At 70.9% G+C, this 16,302-nt stretch carries 16 protein-coding genes and 1 pseudogene; 9 read left to right on the top strand and 8 right to left on the bottom strand.

The annotated features are described in order from the left end of the window. Positions 1-13: 13 nt before the first annotated feature. Positions 14-862, bottom strand: coding sequence for an aminodeoxychorismate lyase (locus tag BA062_RS00505; RefSeq protein WP_110334011.1), 849 nt, complete (start codon positions 860-862; stop codon positions 14-16). Positions 863-893: 31 nt separating this feature from the next. Here BA062_RS00505 and ygfZ point away from each other — a divergent pair, with 31 nt between their 5' ends. From ygfZ to BA062_RS00520, 3 genes are read left to right on the top strand one after another with little or no spacing between them, the layout of a single operon-like run. Next, positions 894-2,015, top strand: a complete 1,122-nt coding sequence (ygfZ, locus tag BA062_RS00510; protein WP_110334012.1) for a CAF17-like 4Fe-4S cluster assembly/insertion protein YgfZ — start codon at positions 894-896, stop codon at positions 2,013-2,015. Positions 2,016-2,069: 54 nt separating this feature from the next. After that, the gene (locus BA062_RS00515; RefSeq protein ID WP_110334013.1) at positions 2,070-2,645 is read left to right on the top strand and encodes an RsiG family protein; all 576 of its coding nucleotides are present in this window, start codon (positions 2,070-2,072) and stop codon (positions 2,643-2,645) included. After that, positions 2,638-3,633: an asparaginase gene (locus BA062_RS00520; RefSeq protein WP_110334014.1), complete on the top strand. Its 996-nt coding sequence runs from the start codon at positions 2,638-2,640 to the stop codon at positions 3,631-3,633. The genes BA062_RS00515 and BA062_RS00520 overlap by 8 nt, the downstream gene beginning before the upstream one ends. On the opposite strand, the gene BA062_RS00525 is transcribed toward BA062_RS00520, so the two are convergent. After that, complete coding sequence (locus BA062_RS00525) at positions 3,626-4,531, bottom strand: DUF8083 family protein (protein WP_110334015.1); 906 nt, start codon at positions 4,529-4,531, stop codon at positions 3,626-3,628. The genes BA062_RS00520 and BA062_RS00525 overlap by 8 nt on opposite strands. A 208-nt stretch (positions 4,532-4,739) precedes the next feature. Between BA062_RS00525 and BA062_RS00530 the strand changes: the two genes are divergently transcribed. Together BA062_RS00530 and BA062_RS00535 are read left to right on the top strand one after the other, a co-directional pair. After that, complete coding sequence (locus tag BA062_RS00530; RefSeq protein WP_110334016.1) at positions 4,740-4,931, top strand: DUF3073 domain-containing protein; 192 nt, start codon at positions 4,740-4,742, stop codon at positions 4,929-4,931. A 99-nt stretch (positions 4,932-5,030) separates the two neighbouring features. Continuing rightward, positions 5,031-5,891: a 3-hydroxybutyryl-CoA dehydrogenase gene (locus tag BA062_RS00535; RefSeq protein ID WP_110334017.1), complete on the top strand. Its 861-nt coding sequence runs from the start codon at positions 5,031-5,033 to the stop codon at positions 5,889-5,891. A 15-nt stretch (positions 5,892-5,906) separates the two neighbouring features. On the opposite strand, the gene BA062_RS00540 is transcribed toward BA062_RS00535, so the two are convergent. Then, entirely contained in the window at positions 5,907-6,218 is a 312-nt protein-coding gene (locus tag BA062_RS00540) for a hypothetical protein (protein ID WP_110334018.1), read from the bottom strand. A gap of 66 nt (positions 6,219-6,284) precedes the next feature. On the opposite strand from BA062_RS00540, the gene BA062_RS00545 reads away from it, so the two are divergent. Further along, the gene (locus BA062_RS00545; RefSeq protein WP_110334019.1) at positions 6,285-7,172 is read left to right on the top strand and encodes a Gfo/Idh/MocA family protein; all 888 of its coding nucleotides are present in this window, start codon (positions 6,285-6,287) and stop codon (positions 7,170-7,172) included. Positions 7,173-7,241: 69 nt separating this feature from the next. Here BA062_RS00545 and BA062_RS00550 read toward each other — a convergent pair whose 3' ends face one another. From BA062_RS00550 to BA062_RS00560, 3 genes are read right to left on the bottom strand one after another with little or no spacing between them, the layout of a single operon-like run. Further along, positions 7,242-8,753 (bottom strand): tripartite tricarboxylate transporter permease, encoded by a 1,512-nt coding sequence (locus tag BA062_RS00550; protein ID WP_110334020.1) that lies wholly within the window; start codon positions 8,751-8,753, stop codon positions 7,242-7,244. Then, the gene (locus BA062_RS00555) at positions 8,753-9,295 is read right to left on the bottom strand and encodes a tripartite tricarboxylate transporter TctB family protein (protein WP_110334021.1); all 543 of its coding nucleotides are present in this window, start codon (positions 9,293-9,295) and stop codon (positions 8,753-8,755) included. Before BA062_RS00555 ends, BA062_RS00550 begins: the two co-directional genes overlap by 1 nt. Next, positions 9,292-10,278: a Bug family tripartite tricarboxylate transporter substrate binding protein gene (locus BA062_RS00560; protein ID WP_110334022.1), complete on the bottom strand. Its 987-nt coding sequence runs from the start codon at positions 10,276-10,278 to the stop codon at positions 9,292-9,294. Before BA062_RS00560 ends, BA062_RS00555 begins: the two co-directional genes overlap by 4 nt. A 128-nt stretch (positions 10,279-10,406) precedes the next feature. On the opposite strand from BA062_RS00560, the gene BA062_RS00565 reads away from it, so the two are divergent. From BA062_RS00565 to BA062_RS41265, 3 genes and pseudogenes are all read left to right on the top strand, one after another. Then, entirely contained in the window at positions 10,407-11,993 is a 1,587-nt protein-coding gene (locus BA062_RS00565; protein ID WP_110334023.1) for a sensor histidine kinase, read from the top strand. Beyond that, positions 11,990-12,673: a response regulator gene (locus BA062_RS00570; RefSeq protein WP_110334024.1), complete on the top strand. Its 684-nt coding sequence runs from the start codon at positions 11,990-11,992 to the stop codon at positions 12,671-12,673. The genes BA062_RS00565 and BA062_RS00570 overlap by 4 nt, the downstream gene beginning before the upstream one ends. A 193-nt stretch (positions 12,674-12,866) precedes the next feature. Then, a pseudogene (locus tag BA062_RS41265) lies at positions 12,867-13,256 on the top strand (VanZ family protein); the annotation flags it as partial. Positions 13,257-13,290: 34 nt separating this feature from the next. Here the strand turns inward: BA062_RS41265 and BA062_RS00580 are convergent. Both BA062_RS00580 and BA062_RS00585 read right to left on the bottom strand, forming a co-directional pair. Beyond that, complete coding sequence (locus BA062_RS00580; RefSeq protein WP_110334026.1) at positions 13,291-14,850, bottom strand: AbgT family transporter; 1,560 nt, start codon at positions 14,848-14,850, stop codon at positions 13,291-13,293. A 111-nt stretch (positions 14,851-14,961) separates the two neighbouring features. Then, positions 14,962-16,296, bottom strand: coding sequence for a M20 family metallopeptidase (locus tag BA062_RS00585; protein ID WP_110334027.1), 1,335 nt, complete (start codon positions 16,294-16,296; stop codon positions 14,962-14,964). Positions 16,297-16,302: the final 6 nt, after the last annotated feature.

Here is a 16,302-nt window from a genome sequence, read left to right on the forward strand (position 1 = left end):
TCACTGCGGTCGGTCACGCGTACTGGGCCTCGTAGACGTTCGCCAGCTCGGCGTGCACCTCGGCGGAGTCGGGCAGCGCCTCGCCGTCCAGGGTGTGCACGCGCGTCAGCTTCCGGACCGACGAGGCGAGGAAGACCCCGTCCGCCGCCGCCAGCTCGTCGGCCCGCAGCGGCTCCACCTTCGTGGTCCAGCCCGCCCGCTCCGCCGCGCGGAAGACGTCGCCCTGCGTGGTGCCCGGCAGGATGCCGATCGTCGGCGGCGGCGTGTAGAGGGTGCGGCCGCGCGCGACGATCACCGTGGATGTCGGACCCTCCAGCACCGAGCCGTCGGTCGCCGTGAAGATCACGTCGGCGGCGCCGCGGCGCGCGGCCTCGCGCACGGCGGCCATGTTGATCGCGTACGACAGGGACTTCGCGCCGAGCAGCAGCCACGGGGCGCGCTCGGCGACGTCGGTGCCGATGCCGCGGTCGAGCGTGATCGCGGCGATGCCCTCGGCCCGCGCCCGCTTGACCTTCTCGTCGATCTCCATGCCCAGCGCGAACGCCGTCGGCGTCGACGAAGGGTCGCCCTCGATGCCGCGCGTGAGCACCAGCTTGAGCGCGATCTCCGTGGAACCCGACCAGTTGTCGATCACGAGCTGGACGACGCGCTCCCACGCGGCCCGGTCCGGTTCGGGCAGGTCCATCATCGCCGCCGACCGCGCGAGCCGGTCGAGGTGCGGGCCCAGTTCGCGGGGCCTGCCGCCGGTGACGAGGATCGTCTCGAAGATGCCGTCGCCCCTCAACACGCCGAGGTCATCGACGCGGAGGTGGGCCTGGTCGGGGTCGGCGAGAGTGCCGTCGAGGAAAGCGAGCACGCGCATGTCCTCACCGTACTCACCTACGATCGTTCGTATGGCCTACCAGTCACCGCTGCTCTCCCGGCCCGGCGCGGTCGGGGCACCCGAAGGTCACCCCGAGTCCGGGGTGCCCTGGCACTGGGGGGATCCGTTCGCCGAGCAACGCACCGCCGTGCGTGGCGTGGCCGTGGTCGACCGGTCACATCGGGACGTCATCACGGTGACGGGCGAGGAGCGACTGTCGTGGCTGCACCTCGTGATCTCGCAGCACGTCTCGGCGTTGCCCGACGACACCGGCACCGAGGCGCTCGTGCTGGACAGCCAGGGCCGCATCGACGCGCACATGGTGCTCGCCCACACCGGCGACACGGTGTACCTCGACACCGATCCCGGCGCGCAAGCCACGAGCGCGCTGCCCAAGGGCGGCAAGCAGACCCTGCTGGGCTACCTCGAAGCGATGAAGTTCTGGTCCAAGGTGGACATCCACGACGCGACCGAGGACTTCGCCGTGCTCACCCTGCTGGGGCCCGACGTCGCCGGAGTCCTCGACGTTGAGCTCGCCCCGCAGCCCTACGCCGTGGCGCCGCTGCCTGGCGGCGGGCTCGCGCGCCGCATGCCGTGGCCTGGCAGGCACGCCGTCGACCTGCTGGTGCCCCGTGCCGAGCTGACGACGTGGTGGGAGCGGCTGACCGATGCCGGCGCGAGGCCCGTCGGCAGCTGGGCGTTCGACGCGCTGCGCGTGGAGTCGCTGCGTCCGCGCCTCGGCGTCGACACCGACGAGCGCACCATCCCCCACGAGGTGAACTGGATCGGCTCGGCCGCCCACGTCGCGAAGGGCTGCTACCGGGGCCAGGAGACGGTGGCGAAGGTGCACAACGTCGGCAGGCCGCCGCGCAACATGGTGCTGCTGCACCTGGACGGCTCCCCGGAGATCTATCCCGAGACGGGTGACCCGGTGCTGCTCGGCGAGCGCCAGATCGGCAGGCTCGGCACCGTGGCGCAACATCACGAACTGGGCCCGATCGCGCTCGCTCTCGTCAAACGGTCGACCCCGGCCGACGCGGAGCTGATCGCGGGCGCGGAGGACCGCGCGGTCCAGGCCGCCATCGACCCCGACTCGATCCCCTCGGAGGGTGCGGCGCCGGGGCGGGAGGCGGTACAACAGTTCCGGGGATGAGATGATCATGTCTTTCCCTGGTGTGCCCGACCGATCTAGAGCAGGATGGCCCCCGTGATCGAAGTCCGGCCCGGCGGGCGACGTCGCATCGACCGTGTCCTCGCCACCGACTACGTCCGTGACCTGGACGCGCTTGCGATGTCCACGCTGCGCGAACGGCGGGACGAGGCCGCCCAGGAGGAGACGGACCTCTCCTACCTGCGCAGGCTGCTGCACGCCAGGATCGACATCGTCAAGGCCGAGCAGCAGCGCCGCTCGTCCGGCGGGGACACCAGCATCGTCGAGCAGCTGGCGACGATCCTCGCCGACAACGCGCTCGGCCCCGCCACCGGCTCCGGCAGGCACCAGTCGCTCGAACCGTCGCGGGCGGGCGAGTACCGGCGCCGGGCCGAGGCGCTCGTCGGCAACGCGGACCTCTCGGACGTCTCTTCGCTCTCGGAGGACCAGCTCACCCAGACCCTGCACAGCTTCCGCGAGCAGGAGCAGTCGGTGTCGCAGCGGCGGCGCGAGGTGCAGGCCGTGGTCGACGCCTTCAACGCCGAGATCGCCCGCCGCTACGCCTCGGGCACGGCCTCGGTCGACGAGCTGCTCGCGAGCGAGCGGCGGAGGGACGATTCCGAGGGTGACTGACGCCCTGGACCCGGTCCTCGTCGAGCTGGTCCGCTCGGGGTTCGTCGAGAGCGTGCACCACGGCGCGCTGGTGATCGTCCGGCCCGACGGCTCGGTGCGCACCGCGCTCGGCGACGTGGAACGGCCGTGCTACCCCCGCTCGGCCAACAAGCCACTGCAGGCCGTTGCCATGCTGGAGTGCGGGCTCGACCTCGACACCGAGCAACTCGCCCTGACCTGCGCCTCGCACAACGGCGAACCTGGACACGTCGAGCTGGCGCTGACGATGCTCGCCGCCGCCGGACTCACCGAGGACGACCTGCGCTGCCCCGCCGACTACCCGCTGTACGAGCCTGCCCGCATCGAGGCGGTCCGGGCGTGGCCCGGCAGGCGGCGCGCGGCGATGAACTGCTCCGGCAAGCACGCCGGCATGCTGGCCACGTGCGTGCGCAGGTGCTGGCCGACCGGCGGCTACCACGAGCCGGGGCACGAGCTGCAGCAGGCGATCGCCGGCACGGTGGTGAAGCTGACGGGCGAGCCGATCGCGGCGACCGGTGTCGACGGCTGTGGCGCGCCGCTCTTCGCGTTCTCGCTGACCGGGCTCGCGCGGGCTTTCTCCGGGCTCGTGACCGCGCAGGAAGGACCACGTCGGCGGGTGGCCGACGCGATGCGGGCGAAGCCGTGGCTCGTGGCGGGCACCGGCCGGGACGACACGCTGCTGATGCACGCCGTGCCGGGGCTGCTGGCGAAGGTCGGCGCCGAGGGCGTGCACGCGATCGCGCTGCCCGACGGCACCGGGGTGGCGCTCAAGCTCGCCGACGGTGCCACCCGGGGCCGCGCTCCGCTGCTGGTGGCGGCGCTGCGGGCGCTCGGGGCGGTGCCGGAGAACCCGGCCGCCGCCTCGGTGCTCGACGGCCTCGGCAGGGGCGCGGGCGTGGTGCTCGGCGGCGGCCGCGAGGTCGGCGAGCTGCGCGTGACCGACGAGGTGCTGAAGGCCCTCGCTAGTTGAACCGCTCCCGTGCGGCCAGGTCGCCCCAGTAGTCCCGCAGCGTCTGGAACAGGTCGGCGATCTCCTCGACGGCGCCGCCCCGCAGCGCCTCCAGTATCGAGTGCACCTCCTCGGCGGAGGTGTCCGACTCGAGGATCGGGTCCTCGATCAGCTGCACGAGGCCGCCGTAGTCGAGCTCGACCGCGGAGGCTGGGTGGAAGTTCGACAGCCAGCGCCCGGTCTCGGCGAGAATCCGCGTGGGGCCCGAGTCGCCGAGCGTTTCCTGCACCAGCTCTTCCGCCTCGGCCACCCGGCGCAGAGCGTCGGTCATGGCCGTGCGCCAGGACAGCTCCCGCCGCGGGTCGTGCTGACCGTCGCCGAGCACGAGCCTGCGCTCGTCCGGCTCGATGAGCGAGAACCACGGCAGCGGCACCGTCCATGTCGTCGACAGCACGTGCATGGTGCCGGTGCGCACGTCGCGCAATGCGGCGTTGGCCCTGGACCGGACGGACTCGGCCGACGAGCCGACCGCGTCGAGCACGGCGGCCCGCAGCGCCGGGTGGGCCTCGCCAAGGAAGCCGACCAACGCGGCCGCCGAACGCACCCTCACCTCCAGCGGGCACACGAGCGGTCCGGGGCCCACCACGGCGCTGCCTGAGGTGGGCACGTCGGCGGGGTCGAGCACGAGCACGTCGGTCTTCCCGCTCGGCGCGGGGGCGCCCCCGGGAAGCTCCGCGGGGAGCAGCCGAGGCGGTATTGAAATCTGTGACTTCAACCACAGCAGGTGCTCCCGCTCGCCGGCGGTGGCACGGGACAGCTTGGCCGCCTCGGCAGCACGCACCAGCTGGTCGTCAGGGGGTTCACCGAAGGCCGACAGCGGTTCGTACACCCGGAGATAGGCCACGAACGGACGGAGCACCCCGAAATCCTGGCACGGCCCCGCACGCGCGTGAGCACCGGCTGGCCCGTTCCGGCGGCGGGGAGCAATACTGTCACCGTTCGCACACCGTGCCACGTCGCATGAGACCCCTTCGACACGGTACGGTGTCTTCAGGAAATAGTTGTCGAGACGACGCGGGGCCGCCGATTCCCCCGGCCGCCCCGCCCCTGTGCAAGGGGGTCGAGCCATGGGGCGCGGCCGAGCTAAGGCCAAGCAGACGAAGGTGGCCCGGGAGCTCAAGTACAGCGTTCCCACCACGGATTTCGATGCCTTGCAGCGCGAGCTGTCGGGCAGTTCCTCTGACGAGGACAACCACCGCGGTGAGGACGAGGAGCGGTACGAGGACCCGTACGACGGGTACGACGACTACCGTCGTTGAAGCACTGCGTGACGCGAGGGTGGGAGCCGGTTACGCCGGCGCCCACCCTCGCGTTCCGCGTGCTCACCTTTCGCGGGCGAGCAGACGTGAGGAGCAACGGTGCCTGACATTCAGCGCGTCGGAGTGGTCGGAGCGGGCCTGATGGGCTCGGGCATCGCGGAGGTGCACGCGCGAGCAGGCATCGACGTGGCGGTGACCGAGGTGAGCAAGCCCGCGCTCGACGCGGGCAGGGCCCGCATCGAGAAGTCGCTGCAGCGTGGTGTCCGCAGCGGCAAGCTCGCGGCGGAGGACGCGGACGCCGCCCTCGCGCGGATCACGTTCACCACCGACCTCGACGCGTTCGCCGACCGCGACCTCGTCGTGGAGGCCGTGCTCGAACAGGAGCAGGCCAAGGTCGAGGTGTTCCGCTCGCTGGACAAGGTCGTCGAGCGCGAGGACGCGATCCTCGCCTCCAATACCTCCTCCATCCCGATCATGAAGCTGGGCATGGCCACGGACCGGCCGCAGCAGGTGATCGGCATCCATTTCTTCAACCCGGTTCCGGTGTTGCCGCTCGTGGAGCTGGTGCCGTCGCTGCTCACGGGTGACAAGACCGCGGAGCGGGCCGACGCGCACGTCGCGGGCGCACTCGGAAAGACGGTGATCCGCTCGCAGGACCGCGCGGGCTTCATCGTCAACGCGCTGCTCGTGCCGTACCTGCTCTCGGCGATCAGGATGTTCGAGTCGGGCTTCGCCTCCGCCGAGGACATCGACCACGGCATGGAGAAGGGCACCGCCCACCCGATGGGCCCGCTGCGGCTGGCCGACCTCATCGGGCTGGACACCATCAAGGCCATCGCGGACTCGATGTACGCGGAGTTCAAGGAGCCGCTGTACTCGTCGCCGCCGTTGCTGCTGCGCATGGTGGACGCGGGCCTGCTGGGCAAGAAGACCGGCCGGGGCTTCTACAGCTACGAGTGAGGCGACCGCCGGCGATCAGATCGTCGGCAGTTGCCACTTGGACAGCATCAGCGCGACCTTCGTGCCCGGAACGGCCGACTCCACCTGCTCCTTGTCGATCAGCATTCCGGTGACGCGCAGGGGCCGCTCCTTGCCGTCGTGAAGGACGTCGAGCCTTTCGTCGACGCGCACCGGAAGCAGCAGTTCACCGGTCACGGTCAGGCCCCTCCCGGAGATCACGAAGGTGTCTCCGACCCGCATGACCTCCGCACCGGCTCGCCTGACCACCGCGAGAGCCGGCGGTTGAGTCTTGCCCTTGCCACCGAACAACCTGCCCAAGACCCCCATGACGGTGATCCTAGCGAGGCGGACGGGCGGTCAACGCGTTCCCTGCCCTGCGCCTAGAGTGCGGGCGTGGAAACTCAGCTTCGGGTCGGCCTCGTCGGCGCAGGACCGTGGGCGCGCACCGTGCACGCGCCCGGCATCTCCGATCACCCCGGGACGTCGCTGAGCGCGGTGTGGACCCGGCGGCCCGAGGTGGCCGAGGCCCTCGCCGAGGAGCACGGCACCTACGCGTGCGCGAGCTTCGAGGAGCTGCTCGGCGAGGTGGACGCCGTCGCGTTCGCCGTGCCGCCCGCCGTGCAGGCCGAGTACGCCCTGCCCGCCGCCAAGGCCGGCAAGCACCTGATCCTGGAGAAGCCGCTCGCCCACGACGTCGCCGCGGCGCAGCGGATCGCGGACGCCGTGTCGCAGGCCGACGTGGTGGCGCTGCTGATGCTGACCCTGCGCTACACGCTGCAGACCCGCGAATGGCTGGCCGGGCTCGCCGAGGCGGGCGGCTGGAAGGGCGGCCACGCCCGGTGGCTCTCGGGCGCGCTGCTCGGCGAGAAGTACGGCGGGTCGCCGTGGCGGCAGGCCGAGGGCGCGCTCGGCGACATCGGACCGCACGCGTTCGACCTCATGGACGCCGCACTGGGCGAGATCACCGGGGTCCTCGCGGCGCACCGAAGCGACGCGGACCTCTGGCACGTGCTGCTGGAACACGAGGGGCGAGCCACGAGCACGGTCGCCCTGTCGACGCGGCTGCCGATGCGGCCGACCGTCACCGAGTTCGCGGTGTACGGCGACGCGGGGTTCCGCTCGATGGGCCGCAAGCCGGGTCAGGAGGGCGAGTCGTTCACGGCCCTGCTCGACGACTTCGCGGCCCTGATCGCCAGCGGGGTGCGGGAGCACGACTGCGACGTCCACCGCGGCCTGCACCTGCAGCGCGTGCTGGCCGAATGCCTCCGAGTCGCCTCCTGAGCATGACTGCCCCCAAGGCCACCTTTGTTGCGTTGAACGCAACAAAGGTGGCCTTGGGGGCGGTTGGGGCTAAGCGTCGACCTTCTCCTGAGGGGTTTGCTCCCGGCGCTTGGTCAGCTTCCGGATGAGGGGCCACGCGAGGATCAGGGCGATCACCACGTAGACCGTCACCGCCATCGGGGAGTTGACCAGCCCGGACAGGTTGCCGTCGCTGATCTGGAGGGCTCGCCGCATCTGCAGCTCCGCCGCCGGGCCGAGGATCACGCCGATGATCGCAGGGAGCACCGGCAGCCCGAACCGCCGCATCGCGAAGCCCAGCACACCGATCGCGAAGAGCAGCAGCAGGTCCAGCACCTCGCCGCCCACCGCGTACGCACCCACGCTCGCGAAGAACAGGATGCCCGCGTACAGGTACGGACGGGGGATCCGCAGCAGCTTCGCCCACACCGGCGCCATCGGCAGGTTGATCACCAGCAGCAGCACCAGGCCCACGAACAGGCTCGCGATGAGCCCCCACACCAGCGCCGACTCCCGTTCGAACAGCAGCGGGCCCGGCTGGATGCCGTACTGCTGGAACGCAGCGAGCATCACCGCCGCCACCGCCGTGGTGGGCAGGCCAAGGGTCAGCATCGTCACGAGCGTGCCCGCCGCGGACGCGCTGGCCGTGGACTCCGGCCCGGCGACGCCCTCGATGGCGCCCTTGCCCCACTCGTCCTTGTGCCGCGAGAACCGCTTCTCGGTCACGTAGGAGAGGAACGTCGGGATCTCGGCGCCGCCCGCCGGGATCGCCCCGAACGGGAAGCCGATGAACGGACCGCGCAGCCACGGCTTCCACGTGCGGCGCACGTCTCCTCGGCCGAGCCACGGCCTGCCCACCGGAATGGGCTCCGCCAGCTTGTGCCGCAGGTGCGCCGCGACCCAGAGCGACTCGCCGACCGCGAACAGGCCGACCGCCACGATCACCACGTCCACGCCGTCGGCGAGGTGCAGCGAGCCGAACGTCAGCCGCGCCTGGCCGGTGAGCTGGTCGAGGCCGACGAGCCCGATGGTGAGCCCGATCAGCAGCGACGCGAACCCGCGCAGCCGCGACTTGCCCAGCACCGACGTCACCGCCACGAACGCGAGCACCATGATCGCGAAGTAGTCGGGGGCACCGATGTCGACGGCCAGCGACGCGACCGCCGGGGCGAGCAGCACCAGCAGCACCGTGCCGACGATGCCGCCGATGAAGTGCCCGATCGCCGCGGCGGCCAGCGCCTGCGGGCCCCGGCCGCGTTTGGCCATCGGGTGACCTTCCATCGCGGTGACCACCGCCGCCGTCTCACCGGGCGTGTTCAGCAGGATCGACGTCGTCGAGCCGCCGAACATGCCGCCGTAGTAGATGCCGGCGAACATGATCAGCGCGGCCGTCGGGTCGAGCCCGTAGGTCACCGGCAGCAGCAGGGCCACCGCCATCGCGGGCCCGATGCCGGGCAGTACGCCGATCGCGGTGCCGAGCACCACGCCGATCGCGGCGACCAGCAGGTTGGACGGCGTCAGCGCGGTGCCGAAGCCGTCGAGTAGGGACGAAACGGCGTCCATCAGAACACCCCCATCAGCGGGCCGCCGGGAAGCGGAACCCCGAGCAGCTCGTTGAAGGCCACCCACGTCACCACCGACAGCACCGCGGCGATGAGCGGGTCACGGACGAAGTTGCGGCTGCCCAGCGCGTAGGCCGCGCCCCAGAACATGACCGCCGACGACACCGGGAACCCGGCCACGTCGATCAGTGCCGCGTTGGCGAGAAACGCGCCGGCCAGCAGCAGCACCGTCCGCCAGTCGGCGGCGGTGGACAGGTCGATGTCCTCGCCGCCCTCGGCCTCGCCCCTGCCACCGCGCAGCACGTCGCGCGCCAGCAGCAGCGAGATCAGCACCAGCAGTGAGCCGACGGCCACCGGCACCGCCTGCGGGCCCAGCGGGCCGCGTGTGGTGAAGTCGGTGGGCAGGGTCAGCCCTTCGGTGAGCACCAGCACGCCGAGCAGCAGCAGGAATGCGCACATGCCCAGCTCGGAGTGCTCTCGCCACCAGCTCTTGCGCTCCGCGGTACCGGTGGACTCCTCCACCGTGGACGTCTCGACGCTCATGCCAGCCCCAGCTCCTTCAGCACCGATTCGACACGTTCGGTCTCCGCGGCCAGGAAGTCGCCGAACTTCTCGCCCGTCTGGAAGGCGTCGTCCCACGCGTTGAGCCGCAGTGCCTGCTTCCACTGCTGCGTGCCGTGCAGCTTCGTGAACATCGTGATCAGCTTGTCGCGATCGGACTGCGACAGCCCCGGCGGCGCGACGATGCCGCGCCAGTTGGTGAAGTTCACGTCCACACCGGACTCCATGAGCGTCGGCGCGTCGATGCCGGCCACCCGCTCGGGGCCGGTGACCGCGAGCGCGCGCAGCTCTCCCGCCTCGATCTGGTCCCTCGCCTCGCCGATGCCGGTGACGCCGAACGCGACCTTGCCGCCGAGCACCGATGCCATCAGCTCGCCACCGCCGTCGAACGACACGTACCGGACGTCCTTCGGCGGCAGCCCGATGGCCTTCGCGGTGAGCATCGGCGCCAGGTGGTCGGGCCCGCCCGGCGACGAGCCGCCGCCGACCGGCAGCGAGGCCGGATCGGCCTTCCACGCGTCGAGCAGCTGCCGGATGTTCCGGTACGGCGAGTCCTTGCCGACCACGATGATGTCGGCTTCCTCGGTGAGTTTCGCGATCGGCGTCGTGTCCTTGAGCGACGACGGCGACGAGTTGGTGTAGACCGAGCCGACCACGCCGAGCCCCATCGACATCGCGAGCTTGCCGTTGCCGCGTTCGCCGACGAGCCTGCCGAGCCCCACCGTGCCACCGGCGCCGGGGAGGTTGAACACCTCGGTGGTGCCGTTGAGGCCGTTGTCCTCGATCGCCTTGACCGCGGTTCGCGCGGTGATGTCGTAGCCGCCGCCCGGCGTGTTGGGCACCATGACGCGCAGGCCGCGGATCTGCGACCCCGCCTCGTCGCCGCCTGAGCTCACGAGCGGAGGCACGAGCAGGACCAGCAGTGCCGCACCGAGCACCGCCAGCCATGTCTTCGGATTCCTCATTCCCACCTCACTGTGATCGGGGACATGGTGCAACGGCGGCGAGGTGAAGTCTCGGTTACGGGCTTATCGGTACTTGTGTTCGTTCTGCTCACGAAGCGCACGTCCCGCGAGGTGTCATAGTGAGACCGATGGGCGCGAAGGGATCACTGGCGCGGCAGCTGCTCGGCTGGCTGCTGGCGATCGTGTTCGCCCTGCTCGGCTGCGTGTTCGTGTTCTCGGTGATTCAGTCCAACGGCAACTTCGCCGACATCGAGGGCCGCAGGTTGCTCTCCGTCGCCGAGAATGTGGCCGCGACACCCGGTGTGCGGGTGAGCCTTGCCGATCCGGTGAACCGCGACCCGCTGCCGATCTTCGCCGAGAGCGCCCGCAGCCTCTCCGGCGCCGACTACGTGAGCATCGCCGACCCGGGGCGCCGCGTGCTGGCGTCGCAGGATCCCGATCAGCTGCGCGCCACGCTCCCACTGGGTGACAGCACGGTGACGCGGGGGCGCGCGTGGGTCGGCGTGGTCGGCGACTCGCTCGTCGCGCACGTGCCCGTGATCGGCGACGACGGCTCGATGGTGGGCATCGTCGCCGCGGGCAAGGCCACGCCTGGCTTCTTCGAGGGCATCGCCCACCGGCCGAGCGACGCGCTCGTACTGCTCGGCATCGCGACCGTGCTCGGGATCGCGGGCTCACTGTTCCTCGCCTGGCGGGTCAAACGGCAGACACTGGGGCTGGAGCCGCGCGAGATCACCGGGCTCGTCGAGCACCGGGAGGCCCTGCTGCACGGCATCAAGGAGGGCGTCATCGGCCTCGACCAGCAGAACCGGATCACTCTGGTCAACGACCACGCGCGGGAACTGCTGGCCCTGCCCACCGACTGCGTGGGGATGCGGATCGACGACCTCGACGCGGGCGACCGGCTGCGGGACGTGCTCACCGGCAGGGCCAGCGGCGCGGAGGCCATCGTGCTGCGGGCGGGCAGGGCCCTGGTGATGAACCGGATGCCGGTGTCGCGCGACGGCCGTGAGCTGGGCGCCGTGGCGACCCTGCGCGACCGGACCGAGCTGATCGAGCTGCGGGAGGAGCTGGCCGCGAGCTCGCGGACCACCGACACGCTGCGTGCGCAGGCGCACGAGTTCACCAACCGGCTGCACACCATCGCCGGGCTGATCGAGTTGGGCGAGTACGACGAAGCGCGCAACTACGTGAACCTGGTCAGCCGCGCCCACGACGAGTGGCACGACCAGGTCAGCGCACGGATCGGCGACGCCGCGGTGGCCGCGCTGCTGATCGCGAAGGCGAGCCTCGCCGCGGAGCAGGGCGTGGGCATGCGGGTCACCGACGACAGCAGGCTCGGCGAGGTCGACGAGCAGCTGTCGGCCGACCTGGTGACCGTGGTCGGCAACCTCGTGGACAACGCGCTCGACGCGCTGCACGGCGCGGACGGAGGCGACTGGGTCGAGGTGGGCATCACATCCGACGCCACCGCGGTGTCGGTGGTGGTCCGCGACTCAGGACCCGGTGTCGCGCCCGAGATCGCCACCGAGGTGTTCACGCACGGCTTCACCACCAAGGCGGCCGAGCACGGCGGCCCTCGCGGGCTCGGGCTCGCGCTCACCCGGCAGACGTGCAGGCGGCGCGGCGGTTCGGTGGAGGTGCACAACGCGGGCGGCGCCGTGTTCACCGCGGTCTTGCCGTTCGAGGGCTCGCGCGCGAAGGTGTCCCGATGATCCGAGTGCTCGTGGTCGACGACGACTTCATGGTCGCGAAGGTCCACAGTGGCTACGTCGAGCGCACGCCGGGATTCTCCGTCGTCGGTGCCGTCCACACGGGGGCCGACGCGCTACGCGCGGTGCGCGACCTCGCCCCCGACCTCGTGCTGCTCGACATCTACCTGCCCGACCTCGACGGGCTCACGGTGCTGCGCGAGCTGCGCGCCGATCCATCCACTGTGGACACCGACGTCATCGTGATCACCGCGGCCCGCGACGTGGACACGATCAGGGGCGCGATGCGTGGCGGCGCACTGCATTACCTCATCAAACCGTTCTCCTACGCGGCGTTGCGCGACCAGCTCGAACACGTGGGCTCGCTGCACGCCAAGCTCGCGCGGCTCTCCTCGCGGCCGACCGCGGGGCAGCAGGACGTGGACGACGTGTTCGGCACTCGGGCGCGTACCACGAGCGCGCTGCCGAAGGGCCTCACCACGCAGACCGCGGAGCTGGTGCGGCAGGCGCTCGTCGACCATCCCGACGGGCTTTCGGCCAGCGAATGCGCGAAGGCGACGGAACTGTCGCGGCCCAGCGCCCGCCGTTATCTCGAACATTTCGTGGAGACCGGCCGCGCGGAGGTGCGGCTCCGCTACGGCGGAACAGGCAGGCCGGAGCGCCAGTACCACTGGCGTAGTTGAACAGGCAATCACCAAATTGTGGGTCCGCTTTCCCCGTGCGATTTCGCGCCCGTGATGTAAAGGTGATCTTGGGAGTCGCGAGAAGTCGGGGGAGGCAGATCGCGTGGAGTTTTTGCTGCGCAGTTTCGGAGTACTGGTCCCCATAACGGTGCTGACCTTGCCGTGCACGCTACTCGCGTGGCGGCAACTGGCGATGTGGCGCAGCCGCAGGAAACCCGTGCGACACGCGGTGTTCACCGCGGGGCTCGACGTGGCGATCACCCTGTTCGGTGCGCTCGTGCTCGCGCTTGTTTTCCTGCCCTTTCCCGGGCCGGGCGGGGTGAACCTCGTGCCGGGGACCGACCTGGAGATCGCGCTCACGGACAACGACTCCTTCTGGCAGGTCACCGCCAACGTCGCGATGCTGTTGCCGCTCGGAATCCTGCTGCCGCTGCGCTGGCGGTGGTGGCGCTCCGTGCGCAGGGTGACGCTGGCGGCACTGCTCGCCTCGATCGGCATCGAGGCGCTCCAGTACGTGATCGACGCGGGCCGGGTCACGTCCACCGACGACGTGCTGCTCAACACCGTCGGCGCCACGGTGGGCGCGACCTTCGTCAGCCGCGCACCAGCGCCCGTGTTCACCGTTCCACGTGGATACCCATCCCCGGCCCCAGCGGCAGATCGGCGAAGTAGAACACCGACAGAATGGCCGCCCACGCCGTCCAAAATGGAACCACGAAGGGCAGCATCTTCGCGATCACCGTTCCCAGTCCAGCGTTCGGGTCATATCTCCGAACGAACGTCAGCAGCACGATCATGTACGGGTTGAGCGGCGTGATCACCTGCGTCGCCGAGTCGCCGACCCGGAACGCGGCCTGGCTGAATCCCGGTTCGAAGCCCAGCAACAGGAACATCGGCACGAACACCGCGGCCATCAGTGTCCACAGGCTCGATCCCGAGATGATGAACAGGTTCAGCAGCGAGGCGAGCACGATGAAGCCGAGGAACGCCGCGTATCCGGTGAGCCCGATGCTCTCCAGGAAGTTGGCGCCGGTGACCGCGAGCCACGCGCCGATGTTGGTCCACGAGAACAGCGCGATGAACTGGCCGAGCACGAACGCGAGCACGATGAACCCGGAGAGATCCTTGAGTGCCTTGCCCATGAGCAGCGGCACGTCGGCGGAGCGGCTGATGGCTCCCGCCGAGATGCCGTAGGCGAGGCCTGGCACGAAGAACGCGACGAACACGAGCGTGGTCACCGAGTCGAGCAGCGGCGACTCCGGCAGGAACCCGCCGTTCTCGTTGCGCAGGGGCGAGGACGGCAGCAGCACGAGCACCAGCACGGCCACGGTGGTGACGAGCAGCGCGAGCCCCGCCATCACCAGCGCCCTGCGCTCGCGCGGTTCGAGGTCGGCGGTGAGCGTGGTGCCGGCGGCGGGCTCCACCTCGTCGCGCGGGAACCTGCCGCGCTCCAGCGCGGGCTCCACCACCTTGGCGATGATCAGCCCGGCGAGCAGGCTCAGCGCGACGGCGGCGACGACGTTGAAGAAGTAGTTCGAGATCGGGGTGACCGTCGTGCCGGGGTTCGGGAGGGTGGCGGCCACCGAGTTGCTGATGCCGGCGAACAGCGCGTCGAGGCTGGTCACGAACACCGACGTCGAGTAGCCGGCACCCGCGGCCGCGAACCCGCCGATGAGCCCGGCCACCGGATGCCTGCCCGCCGCCTTGAACACCATCGCCGCCAGCGGCGGGATGATGATGAACGCCGAGTCGGCCATGATGCTGCCCGAGACGCCGACGAACCCGAGCGCGTAGGGCAACAGCCAGCGTGGCGCGCGCCGGAAGGCCAGCCGGATCAGCGCCGACAGCAGCCCGGTCCGCTCGGCGAGACCGACGCCGAGCATGATCGTGACCACCGTCTGCAGCGGCGGGAACTCGATGAAGTTGGTCGCCAGCCCCGTGAAGAGGAACTGCAGGCCCGCGCCGGTGAACGCGCCCTGGATGGGCGTGGTCTCGTCCTCGCCGGGGATGCTGACGGTGACCCCGGCCGCGGCCATGATCGTGGAGACCACGCCGACGAGCAGGGTCAGCAGTACGAACAGGATGAACGGCTCCGGCAGCCGGTTGCCGACGCGTTCGATCCAGTTCAGGACACGGTCGAGCCGGTGCTGCCGCGCGGGTGCCTCGGTTTCGGACATCGCCCACCTTCCGTCGCTCCTCGAGTGAAAGGCAGGCTAGTTCGTCAATGTTTCACCGAGATCGCGTCTGCTGATCTGCCGGCACCGCGGTGACCGCAGTGAAGGTGGCCTTCACTGCGGTTGGGGATTGGCATCGGCGAAGAAGTTCGGTACGTCCCAGGGGCCGCCCGCTTCGGTGAACTCCTCGTGCACGGCGGTGCGCAGGCGTTCGTCGCCGAGGTAGTCGACGGCCGTGAGGGCGAGCCCCAGCGCGCCGTCGGCCACCGCGCGCTCGCCCGCCTCGGAGCCGGCCGCCTCGGCGAACTCCACCGTGTGCAGCGCGGCGGTCGGCTCCGAGATCGCGATCATCGGGTGGATCGCGGGCATCCGGTACGACAGGTTGCCAAGGTCGGTCGAGCCGGTGAGGAAGTCGGGAACCACGCCCGGCGGCAACGGCCTGCGCCCGCACTGCTGCTGGTTCACCGCCCAGCGCCGCGACAGCGCCTGGTTGAACCGGATCGGCAGATACGGCGGCTGGGGGTCCCAGCGCAGCTCGACCCCGCAGCCCGTCAGTTCCGCGGCGCCGTGTGCGATGGCGGCGAGCCGGTCGGCCAGGTCACGTAGCGTCTCCGGGCGCATCGAACGCAGGTAGAACAGCACCGCGGCCCGGTCGGGAACGACGTTGGGCCTGCTGCCGCCGTCGGTGAACACCCCGTGCACGCGGTCGCCGGGCGGCAGGTGCTGGCGCAGCGCGGCGACACCCTGGTAGGCGCTCACCGCGGCGTCGAGCGCGTTGCGGCCCATGAAGGGCTGCGCCGACGCGTGTGCGCTCACGCCGTGGAAGACCATCTCCAGCTGGCGGCGGCCGAGGAACGGGTGCATCGCGATGTCGTGGCTGAACGGATGCAGCATCACGACGGCGTCCACGTCGTCGAAGACGCCCGCCCTCGCGAGCGTCTCCTTGCCTCCGCCGCCCTCCTCCGCGGGAGTGCCGACGAGCGAGACCCGGCCACCGGTGTCGGACAGCACGGCCGCGGCGCCGAGGAACCCGCCGACGCCCGTGGCGCAGATGATGTTGTGCCCGCACGCGTGACCGATACCGGGCAGCGCGTCGTACTCGGCGAGCACCGCGACGTGCGGGCCGGACTCCCCGGCGGTGGCGACGAGTGCCGTGTCGAGCCCGCCGACGCCCACCCGCACGTCGTGACCGTGCCGCCCCAGCAGCGTGGCGACCGCGCGGGCGGAACGGTGCTCGGTGAACGCGGTCTCCGGGTTGGCGTGCAGGTCCCGGCTGAGCGCGACGAGCTCGGGCGTCCGCGCCGAGACCGCCGCGGTCACGACCTCGCGGACGGTCGCCGGCGCGCCGTCGTGGGCTGAGGTGAGCGGTTCGGCCCTGCGCACGGCGTCGGCGGTCTGCTCGATCAGGGCACGCAGGTAACTGTCGTCGGGGTGGCGGGGTTCGGTCACGCGCGC

The organism is Prauserella flavalba (assembly GCF_003202235.1).
Classification (GTDB): domain Bacteria; phylum Actinomycetota; class Actinomycetes; order Mycobacteriales; family Pseudonocardiaceae; genus Prauserella_A; species Prauserella_A flavalba.

Excerpts from the sequence above, each read along its gene's own strand:
- BA062_RS00505 (WP_110334011.1), bottom strand. The coding sequence starts at position 862 with ATGCGCGTGCTCGCTTTCCTCGACGGCACTCTCGCCGACCCCGACCAG.
- ygfZ (WP_110334012.1), top strand. The coding sequence starts at position 894 with ATGGCCTACCAGTCACCGCTGCTCTCCCGGCCCGGCGCGGTCGGGGCA.
- BA062_RS00530 (WP_110334016.1), top strand. The coding sequence starts at position 4,740 with ATGGGGCGCGGCCGAGCTAAGGCCAAGCAGACGAAGGTGGCCCGGGAG.
- BA062_RS00540 (WP_110334018.1), bottom strand. The coding sequence starts at position 6,218 with ATGGGGGTCTTGGGCAGGTTGTTCGGTGGCAAGGGCAAGACTCAACCG.
- BA062_RS00550 (WP_110334020.1), bottom strand. The coding sequence starts at position 8,753 with ATGGACGCCGTTTCGTCCCTACTCGACGGCTTCGGCACCGCGCTGACG.
- BA062_RS00555 (WP_110334021.1), bottom strand. The coding sequence starts at position 9,295 with ATGAGCGTCGAGACGTCCACGGTGGAGGAGTCCACCGGTACCGCGGAG.
- BA062_RS00560 (WP_110334022.1), bottom strand. The coding sequence starts at position 10,278 with ATGAGGAATCCGAAGACATGGCTGGCGGTGCTCGGTGCGGCACTGCTG.
- BA062_RS00565 (WP_110334023.1), top strand. The coding sequence starts at position 10,407 with ATGGGCGCGAAGGGATCACTGGCGCGGCAGCTGCTCGGCTGGCTGCTG.
- BA062_RS00570 (WP_110334024.1), top strand. The coding sequence starts at position 11,990 with ATGATCCGAGTGCTCGTGGTCGACGACGACTTCATGGTCGCGAAGGTC.
- BA062_RS00580 (WP_110334026.1), bottom strand. The coding sequence starts at position 14,850 with ATGTCCGAAACCGAGGCACCCGCGCGGCAGCACCGGCTCGACCGTGTC.